The following is a 15,310-nucleotide window of genomic DNA, read 5'->3' on the forward strand; positions in this document are numbered from 1 at the left end:
CGCGAGGGAGGATCGAGGCACTTCTCCTTGCGGCTCAGCTCTGTGACAGGCTCTCTGGTCTGCACACCGGGTCGTCCTCGAAAGTCCCTCTGCCTGAACTGATCAGTCGCCGGTTCACGGCGGGAGACTTCCGGCCCGGTGGACGGCTGCGGAGACCCGAATCCCCCGCCGCTATGGTGGTCCGATGACGTCGATCAAGCAGTTCCAAGTCACCTTCGACTGCGCGGAACCCGAGCGCGTCGCACGCTTCTGGTGCGAGGTGCTCGGGTACGTCGTGCCGCCGCCACCGGAGGGGTTCGACTCATGGGAGGCGTACAAGAGCTCCCTGCCGCCCGGACAGCAGCAGCTTTCGGGGTTCGTCGCAGCCGATCCCACGGGCGTGGGCCCGCGCATGTACTTCCAGCGTGTCCCCGAGGGCAAGGTCGTCAAGAACCGGGTGCACCTCGACGTACGGGTCGGCACCGGGCTCGTGGGTGAGGAGCGCCTTGCCGCGCTCGAGGCCGAGTGCGCACGGCTGCTCCCGCTCGGCGCGGTACGCGGGCAACTGCTGCTTGCCGACGACGAGAACGAGTCCTGCCTCAACATGCAGGACGTGGAGGGCAACGAGTTCTGTCTCGACTGAGCGGCCGGACCGTCCGGTGCCCGTGCCGGTGGAACCGGCACGGGCACCGGACGTTGGTGGGACGCGGCGCCTGCGTCACCTCACGCGGGCGCTGTACGCGGCACGGGGACCACCGGGTCCGCGAGCGATCCGGCCCAGCCTCATCCTCAGCCTCGGGCAGACACATGCACCAGCACCGAGCGCATCGCACGGCGCACGGCCCGGCGTGACTCCTCCGTCGAGTCGAGGGTCTCGAAGGCGTGGTGGCCGTTCGGTACGTCGACCACTTCGACGTTCGCCCCGCACTTCTCGGACGCGGCCAGGAACTCCTCGACGGTGGCGGCGATTTCGGGTGACTCGCGTCCCACCCTGGTGAGTACGACGGGCAGCGCCCCCGCGCCCGTCACCGCGTCCGCCGGACGGAACCGGCTGTCGACCGCCCCCCAGCCCGGCACCGGAACCATGATCGGGTAGGAGGCCGCCAGGCAGCGCAGCCAGGCCGGTGGCTTCCGCAGCCAGTCCGCCGCCATGAGGCCGCCTCCCGAGAAGAACCACAGCGCGATCCGGTCCTCGTCCACCCGTGGGTCGGCCCGGACCCGCTCCAACGCGGCCGCCACGTCCGCGGCGGCGCGAGGGTAGTCGGCCATGTCGTGCAGTCGGTGATCGAGGGTCACGCCGACCGCTCCCTCGGCCGCCGCGCAGCGGGCGTATCCCCTCAGGGCCGGCCAGTCGCGCGGGGTCGGCGTGCCCCCGGCCGGAACCGGCCCGCCGTGCACGAACACCACCGCGGGCCGGGGACCGTCGGCGTCGGGCAGATACAGATCGACGTTGCCGGTCCGCTCGCACGGCAGCTCCGGCACCTCCAACAGGAACGGCCGCAGGTGCGCGGGCGGCTCCCCCGAGCCGGGCGGAACCAATCGGTGCCCTTCGCCCTGGGCTGCCCGCAGCAGGACCTCGGCGAGCGCGGCCGGGAGGGAGAGCATCGGCCAGTGCCCGGTGAGCAGTTCGAAGAACGACACCTGGGGGGCGGCCAGGGCGACGAAGACGGGGTCACCGAGGTCCACCCGCCGCTGCACCATCTCGATGCTCGAACCGTTCGCCTGGCACAGCACGCCCGTGACGGGTACGGAGGCCACCTCGCCGGTCAGCCGCAGCGGCTGGAGCAGCGTGCCCAGTGGCTGCGGGGAGGACAGTGCGGTGAGCCGGTCCAGTGCGGCATCGTCGATGCCCTCGGTGCTCCCCCAGCGCTGCCACTCGTCGCGGGCCGGGGCGTCCAGGCCCGGACCGGCTTCGCCCGCACCGGCGCGCCCGGCCACCGTCTCACGCGCGGACGGGTCCGCGACGGCGGCCAGCGCGGGGACTCCGTCCCGGCCCGGCCCCGTGTCGAGGCAGATGATCCGGCTGATGCGTTCCGCCCGGCGGTCGGCGGCGCCGAGCACCGGGTGGACGCCGTAGTCGTGCCCGACCAGCACGATCTCCCGGTCCCGGCCTGCCCCGGCGCTCACCGCGTCGATCAGCGCGAGCACATCCGCGATGTGCGTCTCCAGGTCGACGTCGTCCGTCGCGGCTCCGTCGGCCCCGCCGAGGCCGGTGAGCGCCACCGTGTGCACCCCTGCGCCCGACGAGGCCAACACGGCAGCGGTGCCCTCCCATACGTGTGCGCCGGTGAACATGCCCGGCACCAGGATGAATTCGGTCATGGCTCTCTCCTCCGCGATCCGTCACGGGCGGACCGTCAACGGCCGCCCGGCCGCCCTCGCCGGTACGGTAGAAGCTCCCCCTGAGGGAGGTTCAAGTGTTCAGGTCCCACGACGACGGACTGTGCTCCATCGGTGAACTCGCCGAGCGCGCGGGCATCACCGTCAAGGCCGTCCGCTTCTACTCCGACAACGGCCTGCTGCCGGAGGCCTCCCGCAGCGCGGGCGGGCATCGCCGGTACGGCCCCGACGCACTCGGCCGGCTCCTGATGCTCCGCTCCCTGCGCGCGCTGGGTGTCCCGGTGCGCGAGGTGCGCCGCGTCCTCGAAGAGGAGGAGAACGGGGCGCGGGACGGGGCGGGCAGTGTGCTGGAGGACGTCGTCGCGGGGCAGTTGCGCGAACTGGGCTCGCAGCTCACGGCCCTGCGCTGGCGGGAGGCGGGGATGCGGCTGGTGCTGGAGTGCCCGCCCGGGGAGCGGGCCGAGCGGTTGCGCCTGATCGGAGCGGTGACCGCCCCTCCCAGCACAGCCCCGCTGGCCCGGTTCTGGCGTGCCTGGCTGCCGGCGCGGATGCCGGCGCGGGCGACGGCCGCGTTCCTGGAGGTGGCGGTGCCCCAGCCGCCCGAGGAACCGGATCCGGCCCAGGTGCTCGCCTTCGCCCGGCTGAACGCGCTCGTGACCCGCCCGTGCACGGACGGCGAGCAGCCCCAGCCCGAGGCGCACAAGGCCTCGGGGGCGCGCGGGCCGGCCGTGCTGTACGCGGGGCTCGCCCGGGCGTACGAACTGGCTGTCACGCAGGTGCGCCGGGGCCGCGAACCGTACCCGGGCGAGGAGCTCGACAGTTTCGTGGACGCGTACGCGAGCGCGTACCGCAGCCGGGACACCCCGGCCTTCCGCAGCGTGCTCGCCGGTCAGCTCGCCGCCGACCCCCGGATCGACCGGTACTGGGAGCTGGTGGCCGGCGTGATCACCGCACCCGGCGCGCCGCCGGAGCCGACCCCCGGGACCGCGCACGACTGGCTGTTCACGGCGCTGGACGCGCAGACGGCAGCGGCGGCGGGCTGAGCGGAGCGGACCCGGCGTCCATGCCGACGGGCCGGACGGCTCCGCCCGGGCTCAGCGCGCCCCTCGGTGACGGCAGCCCGCTCCCCGGCCGGCCTCAGCGCATCTCCGCGGTGATCGCCCACCGTTCGTGATCGCGCCAGGCCCCGTCGATGAACAGGAAGTCCGGCGAGAACCCCTCCAGCCGGAACCCCGCCCTGCGCACCAGGGCGATCGAGCCCGCGTTGCCCGGCTGGATGTTCGCTTCGAGCCGGTGCAGGCCGAGCCGCCCGAAGGCATGCCCGATGACCAGGCCGAGCCCCTCGCTCATCAGGCCACGTCCGGTCGCGTGGGCGAAGGCCCCGTATCCGAGCGCGCCGCAGCGGAAGCCGCCGATGACGATGTTGTTGATGTTGATGAACCCGGCGATCGCCCCGTCGGCCCGGCCGCCGCGCTCACCGCGCCGTTCGCACACGAGGAATCCCGCCCTCGTCGGGTCCTCGATGAGCGCGCCCGCGTAGGCGGCGTACGCGTCGGGGCCGGCCGGCGGAAAGAGCCAGGGGCGGTGCAGTTCCAGGCTTCCCCGGGCACCGGCGGTGAACTCGTCCGCGTCGGCGTGCGTGATGGCGCGGATCGCCGTGCGCGGACCCTCGGCCAGGTAGGTGGTGTCGGACATCGGCCCAGCGTAGATCGCCGCAGCCCGCCCCACCGGGGCCGGGCTGCGGCGACGCGGGCGGTTACTTGGTCCGTCGGCGGAAGACGTACGCTCCGCAGGCCATACCCGCCAGGAACATCACGATCAGCCACACGTACAGCGGCATGGTCACCAGCGGAACGATGAGGCGGACCTCCACCTCCTCGGTGTTCTCCGCGATGAACACGACCGACAGCACCGCGATGATGATGACGATGATGCGGGCCGGTGTGAACGCACCCGTGCTGCTCTTGCTGCCGCTCGACACGTCCTTCGGGCTCATGAGGCGGCCCCTTCCCTGGTTCTGGTGCGCCACCGTCCCCCGGAGCACCAGGATGACTCCGTTCGGGTGCCGGGGGGTGGTGCTGTACCGCCGTTCGGGTGACGGCTGCCGAGCCGGGCCGGGGAATGCCCGGCGAATCAGGAGCGGACCGGCCCTACTCCCTCGCTTCGCCGCCGCTCTGCCCCGCTTCGTCGCCGCTGCCGACCACCGGAAGCTCCAGCACGCCGGTGTCCCCGGGCGCGCTGACGACCGTGACGGGCTTGATCCCCCGGTTGCCGAAGTACGCGCTGTCGCTGGCCGCGATCGCGAACTCCAGCCGGTGCCCCGCCTCGTACCGGTGGACGATGCCGGGCAGCTGAACAGTGAAGGGCCGGGTCACGTCCGGCACCCGGACGGGCGAGACGAGGCGGTTCACCAGCGTCCTGGTGCCGTCCGGCGATACGTCGTACACCTTGGCGAACAGGACGAGCTTGTCGGCGGCGTCGCCGCTGTTCTGTACCCGCTCCGTCTTCGGCGAGACGACCTTCAGGGTCGCCTTCGGGGCGCCGACCACATCGACGGCGGAGGCCAGCGGGGCGCTGCGCCATCCGAGGTAGGTGCCCTTGGTGTCGTACGGCTTGGGGTCGGGCAGTCCGATGAGGCCGGCGAGCGAGCTCTCCGAGTGGCTGGTGGGCACCAGCCAGTTCGTGTACTGGCGGCTGCCGCGTACCACCTCGGAGCGGTTGTCGACGAGCTTGCCGTCGCCGGAGAGGTACATCTTCCGTGTGAGGCCGGGGACGTCATCGGCGGTGCCGTAACCGCTCTGCCAGTCACGGTAGTAGGCGAACTCCGGTCCGGTATCCGTCGTCGTCGAGTGGCGGAGGTAGCGGTCGAACCAGGCGAGGATGCGCCCGCCGACGTAGCTGGTCTCCAGATTGCCCTGCCCCAGGTCGAGTTCGCCCTCCGCCTGGCCGCCGCTGTGTCCCCAGGCCTGCCAGATCATCTTGGCCGTGGTCCCCTGCGCCTTGAGCGTCCGGTACGTGGCGGTGGCCTCGTTGAGGTTGAACAGGCTGTCCGCCTGGCCCTGGACGAGGAGGGTGGGCGCCTTGACGCGGCTCAGATACGAGACGGGTGAGACGCCGCGTGCGTAGTCGAGCATGGCGGCGGTCCTGTCGGCCGGGTAGCGGCCCGAGTTGAGCAGCCGGATGGTGTCGCAGGCCCGCGCGGCGAAGTGGAGGCAGTCCAGGCTGCCGAAGCGGGACGGGTCGAGGCTGGGGCTGAGGATCGTCTGACCCTCCCCCATCAGGTAGAAGCCGTTGGTCCACTGCCATTTGAAGACACCCGCCGTGTCGGAGGAGACGCCGGTGGCCGCGCCGGTGTTGTTGGGGGCGAGCGCATAGCCGAGGTCGTTCCAGGTGATGAGCGGGACGAGGGCGTCGACCCGGGGGTCGACCGCCGCGGTGGCCATCTGGATGGCTCCGCCGTACGAGCCGCCGATCATGCCGACCGCGGGGTCTCCGGGGCCGTCCTGGGTGACGAAGTCGGCCTGGGTGCCGTCGTCGGCGGCGCGTGTTCCGCCGAGGAAGTCGACGAAGGCGGCAGCCGCCCTGCCGTCCGTCTCCGGGTCGTCGAGGGTGATGAGGCAGCCGGACTTGCCGAAGCCCAGACCGGAGTAGACGAGTCCGGCGTAGCCGCGCGAGGCGAACGCCTTGCCGATGCCGTCGGTCGAGCCGTCCGACTTGCTGCCGCCGAAGCCGTTGGTGGCGAGGACCGCGGGCACCGGATGCCGGGCGTCGGCCCCGGCGGGGCGGTAGAGGTCGGCGTCCACGACACAGGACCGGTCGCCTGCGGAAACGGTGAACTTCAGTGCGGTGACGGTGTATTCGAATGGTGCGCCCGCCGTACCCGCCTGTGCGGTGCCGGTGAACGCGAGGGGCACGGCGAGCGCGGCCCCGGCGACGAGGGCGAGGAGTTTACGGGACAGCGGCTTCGACCACATCGACCGCCGGCGGGAGCGGGACCCGGAAGCGGAGCCGGTTCCGGATCGGGAACCGGAACCGGAAGCAAAGACAGCACGCGACACTGGGACCTCCACACCGAGGACATCTTACCGACCGGTAAGTATTGGGCCGCGCTCATGCTGTGACACAGGTCATGACGGTGTCAACGCCCAGGACGGTGATTCCTGAAGGTTGTTCAGCTTCTCCCCGTCACCTCCTCGTTCGGGCCCGCGCCCTGTCCTCGCACACCCTCCTCGCACCAGGCCGCCCCCGCGCCCGCCCGCGTGCTCACGCCAGGGCCGGAACCTCGACGGTGAGCGTGGCCGGGCCGCCGTCGGCCGGCGCGTCCAGCACGGCCGGCACCCCGAGCGGAATCGTCAGCCCGGTGGGTCCGTGCCCGAAACCGAGCTCCTCGACGACGGGAACCCCCAGCGGGCCGAGCCGGTCGGCGAGCACCGCCCGCACCCGCTCGTACGGTCCGCAGCCCTCCCAGGAACCGCAGGCCACCCCGGCCACACCGTCGAGCGCCCCGGCCCGCAGCAGCTGCGTGAGAATCCGGTCGATGCTGTACGGATCCTCCGTGGTGTCCTCGATGACGAGCAGACCACCGCGGGCCGACGGGCGGGCGTGCGGGGTGGCGAGGTCGGCGGCGAGCAGGCTCACACAGCCGCCGTACGTGATGCCCCGGGCACGCCCCGGTACCAGCGCCCTGGCGTCGCCGAGCCCCAGCTTCATCACGCTCTCGGGCTCGAACAGGGTGGCGCGCAGGGACTCCTGGGTCTCCGGGTCCTTCAGGAAGGTCTCCGTACCCACCATCGGACCGTGCAGGGTGGCGAGCCCCGCCCGCAGCGCGAACGCCTCGTGCAGCACGGTGATGTCGCTGTATCCGACGAACACCTTCGGCCCGGCGGCCCGGACCGCCGCCCAGTCCACCAGGTCGACCATGCGGTGCGCCCCGTAGCCGCCGCGTGCACAGATCACCGCGTCGACGGAGGGATCGCACCAGGCATCCCGGAGGTCCCGGGCTCGCGCCTCGTCGGCGCCGGCGAGGTAGTCCAACTCCGTGTGCACGTCCAGCACATGCGGCATCACCACCGGTTCGAGCCCCCAGCCGCGCAGGAGGGCGAGGCCGGGCTCCAGCCGGTCGGCGGGCACCGGCCCGCTCGGGGAGACGACGGCGACCCTGGCACCGGCCCGCAGCCGGGCGGGACGGGTCAACGGTGCGAGGGTCACTTCAGCCGTCACTCTCTTCAGCTGCCGGCGGATGTCCGGCCGTCAGGGCTTCGTCTGCCAGGGCTACATCTGTCGGGACCTGACCTGTCAGGACATGGTCTGCCGGGACTCCGGCCGTCACTTCCTCAGCTCCAGCCTCGGCACGTCGTCCCGATCGATCCCGAAGGTCTGCGCGTACAGGGAGAGTTCGGCCTCCAGCGCGCTGATCATGGTCTCGGCGCGCCGGAATCCGTGCCCCTCGCCCGGGTAGGTGAGATAGGCGTGCGGGATGCCGCTCCCCTCGACGGCCGCAAGGAACCGTTCACACTGCACGGGCAGGCAGATCGGGTCGTCCTCCCCCTGGAGGAGCAGGAAGGGGGTGGTGAGCCCGGCGGTGCGGCTGACCGGCGACCTGTCCCGGTAGCGCTCGGGGACCTCGGCGAGGGAGCCGACCAGTGATTCCAGGTACTGCGACTCGAAGTCGTGGGTCTCGTCGGTGCCCCAGCCCGTGAGGTCGAGGATGGGGTAGATGATCGTGCCGCAGGCGTAGACGTCGGTCCCGGTCAGCGAGGCGGCGGTGGTCCACCCCCCGGCGCTGCCGCCCCGGACGGCGAGCCGGTCCGGGTCCGCGGTGCCCTCGGCCGCCAGCGCCCCGGCGACGGCGGCGCAGTCCTCCACGTCGACGACGCCCCACTGTTCGCGCAGCCGGTTGCGGTAGGACCGGCCGTAGCCGGTGGAGCCGCCGTAGTTGACCTCGGCCACGCCGATGCCGCGCGAGGTGAAGTAGGCGATCTCCAGGTCCAGTACGAGTGCGGCATGGCCGGTCGGGCCGCCGTGGGCCCACACCACGTAGGGCGGCAGCTCGCCGTCCGGGCCGGTGCGGTCGGGGCTGTGCGGCGGGTAGACCTGGGCGTGGATCTCGCGGCCGCCGGGTCCGGTGAAGGTACGGACGACGGGCTCGGGGTAGTACGCCGGGTCGACCGCGTCCTCGTGCGGTGCGCCGATGACGCGGGTGCGCCCGGTAGCCGTGTCCAGCTCCACGATCTCGTACGCGCTGCGCGGGCTCGCCGCGATCCCGATGACGCGGCTGCCCTGGACTGCGAGGGTCTCGGCCCATTCGGTCCAGGGCCCGGCGATGTCGACGAGATCGCCGGTCTCCGGGTCGAGGATGCCGAGGGTGGTGGACCCCTTGCCGTGGATCGCGGCGATGAGCCCGTTGTCCAGCGGGCAGAACCAGTTGAGCCCGATCTTCCACAGCGGCCCGGCGAACTCCTCCTCACGGGGGCAGAGTTCGACGACCTCGCCCTGCGGGTCGGCGCGGTAGAGGTTCCACCACCCGCTCCGGTCGCCGGCGAACAGCAACTGCCCGTCCGCCGCCCACCGGATCTGCGGTACGGATTCCTCCGGGCCGCCCACCAGGCTCCGGGTCCCGTGGAACGCGCCGTCCTCGCCGATGTCCGCGAGCATCACCTCGGTGCCGTCCCACGGCATCCTCGGATGGTCCCAGGCGATCCAGGCCGCACGCGTCCCGTCGGGCGAGACCTCGGGGCCGGTGACGAACCGGTGCCGGTCGTCGGAGAGTTCACGGATCGCGGACCGGTCGCCGGCCGCCGATCCGTCCAGCGGCACGGCGGCGATGACACGGCGCAGGTCGGTCGGGCCCTCGCCGGTGAACTCCTCCAGGACACACCAGATCTCGCCCCGGGCACCGCGGCCCGGGTGCGGCCTGGGGTCGGCCCAGCGCAGCCCGCCGCCGGTCCCGGAGACGGGGGTGAGCGGCCAGGGTTCGGCGGGCCCGTCGGGCGCGTAGGCGTACAGCCGCTGGTCGTCGAAGTGCACGAAGACGATCAGCGGGCCGCCCTCGGCGCGCTCGATACCGGCCCAGGGCCTCCCGCCGTACTCGATGACACGGCTGCGGGCGTTCCACGGGGCGGGCAGCTCCGCCGTGGTGCCGTCCGGCAGCCGGCGGACCAGGGCGCGCCGGCCGGCCTGGGCCGGCCGGGGCTCCGTCCACCACAGCTCGTCGCCGACCGCACCGACGTACTCGGGGCGGCCGTCACGGGCGGCGGCGAGCGCGGCGTCGATCGGTGACGGCCAGGTTCCGTAGGCCCCTGTGGATACCATGTTCAATTCCCCCCAAGAGGTTCAGGCGGTACGCAGATAGTGGTCCAGGACCCGGACGCCGAAGTGCAGCGCCTCGACGGGGACACGTTCGTCCACGCCGTGGAAGAGGGCCTGGTAGTCGAAGCCGACGGGCAGTTTCAGCGGTGAGAATCCGTAGCCGGTGATGCCGAGCCGGGAGAACTGCTTGGCGTCGGTGCCGCCGGACATGCTGTACGGGACGACATGCCCGTCCGGGTCGAAGCGCTCGACGGCGGCGCGGAGCTTGGCGAACGTGGGTGAGTCGACGGGTGCCTGGAGCGGCACCTCGCGGTGATGGAACTCCCAGTCGACCGAGGGGCCGGTCAGCCGGTCCAGGGTGGCGTGGAACTCCTCCTCGCCGCCCGGGACCATCCGGCCGTCCACGTACGCCGTGGCATGCCCGGGGATCACGTTGACCTTGTAACCGGCTTCCAGCATGGTCGGGTTGGAACTGTTGCGGATGGTCGGCGCGACGAGGTCGGCGGCCGGCCCGAGCTTGCCGAGGAGTTCGTCCACGTCGAAGCCGGGGGCGTCGAGGTCGGGGTGGATGCCGTGCAGGGCGGCGATCTCGGTGAGGGCGGCGCGGACGGTCGGGGTGAGGCGGACCGGCCATTCGTGGTCGCCGATCCGGGCGACGGCCGCGGCCAGGGCGCTGACGGCGTTGTTGTGGTTGACCTTGGAGCCGTGCCCGGCCTTGCCGTGGGCGGTGAGCTTGAGCCATCCGGTGCCCCGTTCGCCGGCGGCGATGGGGTAGAGCGGCATGTTCGGTCCGGCGTGGAAGGTGAAGGCACCGGACTCGCTGATGCCTTCCGTGCACCCGTCGAAGAGGGCGGCGTGCCGGTCGGCGAGGAACCCGGAGCCGTCGTCGGCGCTGGCCTCCTCGTCGGCGGTGTACGCGATCACGATGTCGCGGCGCGGGCGGATGCCGGCCCTCGCCCAGAACCGGACGACGGACAGGACCATCGCGTCCATGTTCTTCATGTCGATGGCGCCGCGGCCCCAGACGACTCCGTCGCGCACTTCGCCGGAGAACGGATGCACGGACCAGTCGGCGGCCTCGGCCGGCACCACGTCCAGGTGACCGTGGACCAGCAGCGCGTCGACGGACGGGTCGGTGCCCGGGATGCGGGCGACGACGTTGGTGCGGCCGGGGGTGCGTTCCAGCATCGCCGGTTCGAGCCCGGCGGCGGCCAGCCGCTCGGCGACGTACTCGGCGGCGGGGCGTTCGCGGCAGTCGCCGCCGCCCCGGTTGGTGGTGTCGATGCGGATCAGTTCGGAGGTGAACGTCACCGCTTCGTCGAGCGCGAGCGCGTCGACGGGGTCCTGGGGGGCGGTCGCCTCAGCCATACTGCTCCTCCACGGCGGACGACACGATGGTCGTCACCGCCTTGAACGTGCGGATACCTTCGTACATCGTCGCGCTGGTGTAGGAGACACGCCTCTCGCCGGAGGGTGCCGTGCCCGGTACGACGGTGGCCGCCGCGGCCAGGTGTTCGGCGTCGAACTCCAGCTCCACGGTGAACGGGCCGCCTTCGACCGGTGTGTACCGGCCGGCGAGCGGCACCGCCTCCTTGGCGGCCGCACGGATGTCGGCGGCGGTCCGGGCGGGGGTGCGGCAGACCGCGGCGTAGCGCGACACGTAGTCCTTGACCGCGACCTTCCTGGCATCGGGGGCGTACCCCTCGGCGTCCACGCAGGTCAGGTCGTCGCCGGTGACGAGGACGACGGGGACGCCGTACTCCGCGGCCACATGGGCGTTGAGCAGTCCCTCGCTGGCCCTGACCCCGTTCAGCCACACCCCGGTGATGGAGTTGGCGAGGTAGGTGTGGGCGAGGACGCCCTCCGTGCCGGCGCCCGTGTGGTAGCCGACGAAGGCGACGGCGTCGACGTCGCCGTGCTGGATGCCCTCCACCATGCTGAGCGACTTGTGTTTGCCCGTGAGCATCTGGACCCGGTCGTCGAGCCGCTCCAGCAGCAGGTTCCGCATGGTCCAGTGGGCCTCGTTGACGAGCACCTCGTCGGCGCCCCCGTCGTAGAAGCCGAGGGCTGCCGCGTTGACGTCGGAGGTGAACAGGGAGCGGCACCGCTCCCACTGGGGTGTACCGGGCAGCACATCGGCCGGCCAGGTCACACCGGTGGCGCCTTCCATGTCGGCGCTGACGAGGATCTTCATGCGGCCACACGGTACGCGCCACGGAACGCGCAGGCCAGGGCTGCCGAGACCTCCAGAGGTCCATACCACTGACGGGTGCAGGCACGGGCGCGCGGGCCCGGGGGATATTCGGATGGCACAGGCCGTCCGGTGTCTCCCGGCGGATCCGTCGACGCGCGCGGAAGGGCCGGTACGCCCGTTTGCGGGGGTACCGGCCCTCCTTCGTGGTTCAGCGGCGCTTCGCACCCTTCAGCAGCTTCTCGATCCTGTCGAGTTCCTTGTCGTCGAACTCGAGGTCGTGGATCGCCGCGACGCTGTTCTCCAGCTGGGCGACGCTGCTCGCGCCGACCACCGCGGAGGTGACCCGGCCGCCGCGCAGCACCCAGGCCAGCGCCATCTGCGCCAGCGACTGACCGCGCTCGGAGGCCAGTTGACCGAGCTCGCGGAGCCGGCCGACCAGATCAGGGGTGACCGCGTCCGCCGACAGGAACGGGCTGCTGCCCGCCGCCCGTGAGCCCTCAGGGATGCCCTGGAGATAGCGGTCGGAGAGGATGCCCTGTTCCAGCGGCGAGTAGGCGATGGAGCCGACGCCCAGCTCGTCCAGAGCCGTGAGCAGTCCGTCCTCGACCCAGCGGTCCAGCATCGAGTACCTCGGCTGGTGGATGAGCAGCGGGGTGCCGAGGCCGTTCAGGATCCGGGCGGCCTCCCTCGTCTGCTCGGCCGAGTAGTTCGAGACGCCCACGTAGAGTGCCTTGCCCTGCCGCACGGCCGAGTGAAGGGCACCCATCGTCTCTTCGAGCGGGGTCTCGGGGTCGGGCCGGTGGGAGTAGAAGATGTCCACGTAGTCGAGGCCCAGGCGGCCGAGGCTCTGGTCCAGTGACGAGAGAAGGCTCTTGCGCGAGCCCCACTCCCCGTACGGCCCGTCCCACATCAGATAGCCGGCCTTGGTGGAGACGATGATCTCGTCCCGGTGCCGGGCGAAGTCCGTCGCCAGCGCGCGGCCCATCGCCGTCTCGGCGGAGCCGGGCGGCGGGCCGTAGTTGTTCGCCAGGTCGAAGTGGGTGATCCCGAGGTCGAACGCCCGGCGGAGGATCCGTCCCTGGGACTCCGGTGTCCGGTCACCGCCGAAGTTGTGCCACAGACCGAGTGAGAGGGCGGGCAGCTTCAGACCGCTGCGCCCGGTGCGCCGGTACGGCATGTCCTGGTAGCGGTCGGCGGACGCGGTGTACATGCGGGGCTCCACGGGAGTGACGGTTCCGGTTCACGACGGGGTACGGCGTGCGGGGTCCAGGCTCGCGCACAACGATCCAGCAGTCCAACAGGAGATTCCGCTGGGATTCAGGACCTATATTTCTCAATCATGGAGTTGCGCCAGCTGGAACATTTCGTCGCCGTCGCCCAGGAACAGCACTTCACCAGGGCCGCCGAGCGCGTCGCCGTGTCGCAGTCCGGCCTCTCGGCCTCCGTCCGCGCCCTGGAGCAGGAGCTGCGGACCCCGCTGTTCAGCCGGACCACCCGCAGTGTGCGGCTGACCGAGGCAGGGCGTGCCCTGCTGGTGGAGGCCGAACGCACCCTGGCGGGCGCACGGGCGGCGCGGGAGGCCGTCGACGCCGTTCGGGGGCTGCTGCGCGGCACCCTGTCGGTGGGAGTGGAGCAGTGCGTGGCGGGGGTGAGCCTGCCCCGGCTGCTCGCCGCCTTCCGCCACGAGCACCCGCACATGGAGATCCGTCTCCGCCAGGAGGGAACGACGAGCCTGGTGGACGGGGTGGCGGGCGGGCGGCTCGACATCGCCTTCGCCGCGACGGTCTCCCCCGTGGAGTGGCGCGGCGAGCTGGTTCCGCTGGCCCGTGAGCCCATGGTCCTGCTGTGCGCGCCCGGACACCGGCTGGCCTCGGCGGACCGGGCCGGCTGGGACGAGCTGGAGGGCGAGGCGTTCATCGACTTCCATCCGGACTTCGGTCCGCGCCGGGCGGCCGACGGGGCGTTCACCGCCGCTCGGGTGCGCCGCACGGTGGCGCTGGAGGTCAACGACGTGCACAGCCTGCTGGAGCTGGTGCACGAGGGGCTCGGCATCGCGGTCGTGCCTCATCACTTCTCGCGCAAGCCCGAGGCCCGGGGGCTGGTGGCGGTACCGCTCGACGGGGCGGGCCGGCCGTACTACGAGAGCGTGGTGGTGCTTCCGGCCGCGCGGTCCATGAGCCCCGGGGCGCGGGCGCTGATGGCGCTCGTACGTGAGGGGACCGGGCACTGACCCACGGCGGTCAGCCGCTCAGCGCCTCGGCGAACGCCCCGTCCTCCTGCTCGACGCCGCTGCATGTGTCGACGGCCTTCGAGGTGTCCTCGTCGGTGCACCGCCGGTCGCGGAACGCCGCCCACAGGGAGAGCGCGCCGACGCCCTCGCGCCGGGCGAAGGAGCGCAGGGATGCCGCGTCGGCGAGTGTGAAGGTCTCCCCCGCCACGTCGTTGACCCCGATCATCACGGTGATGTGCAGGGCCTGCCAGGCCTCACCGGCCGGCAGTCCCAGCACGTCGGCGATCTGGTCGTGCGCCGCCGAGGCCGCCTGCTCCGCGTAGTCGCTCATGTCTCCGTCGTGGGACGAGCTGTAGTTCATCGCCATGATGTTCACCGCCGAGACCTCGACGCCCCGGGCGACGGCGTCGTCCAGGACGGCCTCCCCGCTCGCCTCCAGGCCGTCGGGCATGACCGGCAGGGTGTAGGTGACGTCCAGGTCCCGATCCCGCTGGAGCAGACGCAGCGCCTCGTTGCGGCGGGTGACGGACGCGGTGTCGGTGAGCGCGCCGCCCTCGATGTCGAAGTCCGCCCCGGTCGCGCCGACCGCGTCGAGCACGTCCCCGTAGGCGTCGGCGAGTTCCTGTGCGCTGTCACAGGCGAGCGCCGCCTCGGTGCCCGCCGCGCCGCCGAAGGAGACCCGGATGTCCGCACCGGACGCGGTGAGCGCCGCGACGCGCGAGACGACCGCGGGATCGGTGGCCGCCGCGCTCCCGCCCCAGAGCGGGGTGCAGTCGTCGCTGTCGGCGACCACGAAGGCGAGGTTGTACGTGTCCGGGGAACCCGCCGCGTCGGTGGCGGCGGCGGTCGTGGCGCTGACGTACGGGGTGTAGGCGGTGGCCGCCCGGGAGGTCGCGGTGGCGGCCGGGCGTGGGGCCGAGGCGGCGCCCTGATCCGCCGCGGTGCCGGTCGCGCAGGCGGAGCAGGCGAGGAGGAGCGCGACGAGGCCGGCGCCGGCCCCCGCCGCCCGGGAGGTTGACATACGCATGGCGTTTGCACCTGCTTTCGGCAAAGAGTGCCTCCGGAACTGCGAAACGGAGGGAGCGGAACACTCAGAACCTCTCACGCCCGCCCAGCATCGCGCTCACAGCCACTTCACGGCCACCCCGCGCCTCACTATGCACGCGAGTATCCAACTGAGCAGGTCACAAAGATGGTTGATCCTTCGGCAGTCGACTCGGCAAGCAGCTCGCGACCCCGATTCTCTCAGCCCACCGACA

At 72.1% G+C, this 15,310-nt stretch carries 13 protein-coding genes; 3 read left to right on the forward strand and 10 right to left on the reverse strand.

All coding sequences use genetic code 11. The features are described 5' to 3' along the window. The first annotated feature begins 184 nt into the window (after positions 1-184). The gene (locus tag ACZ4LX_RS01275) at positions 185-622 is read left to right on the forward strand and encodes a VOC family protein (protein WP_467636570.1); all 438 of its coding nucleotides are present in this window, start codon (positions 185-187) and stop codon (positions 620-622) included. Positions 623-768: 146 nt separating this feature from the next. Here ACZ4LX_RS01275 and ACZ4LX_RS01280 read toward each other — a convergent pair whose 3' ends face one another. Next, positions 769-2,301: an alpha/beta fold hydrolase gene (locus ACZ4LX_RS01280; protein WP_467636573.1), complete on the reverse strand. Its 1,533-nt coding sequence runs from the start codon at positions 2,299-2,301 to the stop codon at positions 769-771. A gap of 95 nt (positions 2,302-2,396) precedes the next feature. Here ACZ4LX_RS01280 and ACZ4LX_RS01285 point away from each other — a divergent pair, with 95 nt between their 5' ends. After that, positions 2,397-3,362 (forward strand): MerR family transcriptional regulator, encoded by a 966-nt coding sequence (locus ACZ4LX_RS01285; RefSeq protein ID WP_467636576.1) that lies wholly within the window; start codon positions 2,397-2,399, stop codon positions 3,360-3,362. 94 nt (positions 3,363-3,456) lie between these two features. Here ACZ4LX_RS01285 and ACZ4LX_RS01290 read toward each other — a convergent pair whose 3' ends face one another. The 8 genes from ACZ4LX_RS01290 to ACZ4LX_RS01325 form a co-directional block, all read right to left on the reverse strand. Next, positions 3,457-4,014 carry a GNAT family N-acetyltransferase gene (locus ACZ4LX_RS01290; RefSeq protein ID WP_467636579.1) on the reverse strand — a complete coding sequence of 186 codons (558 nt, stop codon included), beginning with the start codon at positions 4,012-4,014 and terminating at the stop codon, positions 3,457-3,459. Between the two features lie 61 nt (positions 4,015-4,075). Continuing rightward, positions 4,076-4,315, reverse strand: coding sequence for a LapA family protein (locus ACZ4LX_RS01295; protein WP_467636582.1), 240 nt, complete (start codon positions 4,313-4,315; stop codon positions 4,076-4,078). A gap of 154 nt (positions 4,316-4,469) precedes the next feature. Further along, positions 4,470-6,293 (reverse strand): CocE/NonD family hydrolase, encoded by a 1,824-nt coding sequence (locus ACZ4LX_RS01300; protein WP_467636585.1) that lies wholly within the window; start codon positions 6,291-6,293, stop codon positions 4,470-4,472. Between the two features lie 289 nt (positions 6,294-6,582). Beyond that, complete coding sequence (locus ACZ4LX_RS01305) at positions 6,583-7,527, reverse strand: S66 peptidase family protein (protein WP_467636889.1); 945 nt, start codon at positions 7,525-7,527, stop codon at positions 6,583-6,585. Between the two features lie 117 nt (positions 7,528-7,644). Further along, complete coding sequence (locus tag ACZ4LX_RS01310; protein ID WP_467636588.1) at positions 7,645-9,630, reverse strand: prolyl oligopeptidase family serine peptidase; 1,986 nt, start codon at positions 9,628-9,630, stop codon at positions 7,645-7,647. Positions 9,631-9,651: 21 nt separating this feature from the next. After that, positions 9,652-10,995, reverse strand: coding sequence for a M20/M25/M40 family metallo-hydrolase (locus ACZ4LX_RS01315; RefSeq protein WP_467636592.1), 1,344 nt, complete (start codon positions 10,993-10,995; stop codon positions 9,652-9,654). Continuing rightward, complete coding sequence (locus ACZ4LX_RS01320; RefSeq protein WP_467636596.1) at positions 10,988-11,821, reverse strand: M55 family metallopeptidase; 834 nt, start codon at positions 11,819-11,821, stop codon at positions 10,988-10,990. The genes ACZ4LX_RS01315 and ACZ4LX_RS01320 overlap by 8 nt, the downstream gene beginning before the upstream one ends. A 208-nt stretch (positions 11,822-12,029) precedes the next feature. Continuing rightward, positions 12,030-13,031 carry an aldo/keto reductase gene (locus ACZ4LX_RS01325; RefSeq protein ID WP_467636598.1) on the reverse strand — a complete coding sequence of 334 codons (1,002 nt, stop codon included), beginning with the start codon at positions 13,029-13,031 and terminating at the stop codon, positions 12,030-12,032. Between the two features lie 129 nt (positions 13,032-13,160). On the opposite strand from ACZ4LX_RS01325, the gene ACZ4LX_RS01330 reads away from it, so the two are divergent. Continuing rightward, on the forward strand, positions 13,161-14,051 hold the full coding sequence (locus tag ACZ4LX_RS01330) for a LysR family transcriptional regulator (protein ID WP_467636601.1): 891 nt from the start codon (positions 13,161-13,163) through the stop codon (positions 14,049-14,051). Between the two features lie 10 nt (positions 14,052-14,061). Here ACZ4LX_RS01330 and ACZ4LX_RS01335 read toward each other — a convergent pair whose 3' ends face one another. Further along, positions 14,062-15,072 carry a chitinase gene (locus ACZ4LX_RS01335; protein ID WP_467636893.1) on the reverse strand — a complete coding sequence of 337 codons (1,011 nt, stop codon included), beginning with the start codon at positions 15,070-15,072 and terminating at the stop codon, positions 14,062-14,064. Positions 15,073-15,310: the final 238 nt, after the last annotated feature.

It is taken from the genome of Streptomyces sp. NPDC026062 (assembly GCF_055568375.1).

What these genes read in the sequence shown, in the direction of transcription:
- ACZ4LX_RS01275 (WP_467636570.1), top strand. Translation starts at nt 185, where the DNA reads ATGACGTCGATCAAGCAGTTCCAAGTCACCTTCGACTGCGCGGAACCC.
- ACZ4LX_RS01280 (WP_467636573.1), bottom strand. Translation starts at nt 2,301, where the DNA reads ATGACCGAATTCATCCTGGTGCCGGGCATGTTCACCGGCGCACACGTA.
- ACZ4LX_RS01290 (WP_467636579.1), bottom strand. Translation starts at nt 4,014, where the DNA reads ATGTCCGACACCACCTACCTGGCCGAGGGTCCGCGCACGGCGATCCGC.
- ACZ4LX_RS01295 (WP_467636582.1), bottom strand. Translation starts at nt 4,315, where the DNA reads ATGAGCCCGAAGGACGTGTCGAGCGGCAGCAAGAGCAGCACGGGTGCG.
- ACZ4LX_RS01300 (WP_467636585.1), bottom strand. Translation starts at nt 6,293, where the DNA reads ATGTGGTCGAAGCCGCTGTCCCGTAAACTCCTCGCCCTCGTCGCCGGG.
- ACZ4LX_RS01310 (WP_467636588.1), bottom strand. Translation starts at nt 9,630, where the DNA reads ATGGTATCCACAGGGGCCTACGGAACCTGGCCGTCACCGATCGACGCC.
- ACZ4LX_RS01315 (WP_467636592.1), bottom strand. Translation starts at nt 10,995, where the DNA reads ATGGCTGAGGCGACCGCCCCCCAGGACCCCGTCGACGCGCTCGCGCTC.
- ACZ4LX_RS01320 (WP_467636596.1), bottom strand. Translation starts at nt 11,821, where the DNA reads ATGAAGATCCTCGTCAGCGCCGACATGGAAGGCGCCACCGGTGTGACC.
- ACZ4LX_RS01325 (WP_467636598.1), bottom strand. Translation starts at nt 13,031, where the DNA reads ATGTACACCGCGTCCGCCGACCGCTACCAGGACATGCCGTACCGGCGC.
- ACZ4LX_RS01330 (WP_467636601.1), top strand. Translation starts at nt 13,161, where the DNA reads ATGGAGTTGCGCCAGCTGGAACATTTCGTCGCCGTCGCCCAGGAACAG.
- ACZ4LX_RS01335 (WP_467636893.1), bottom strand. Translation starts at nt 15,072, where the DNA reads ATGTCAACCTCCCGGGCGGCGGGGGCCGGCGCCGGCCTCGTCGCGCTC.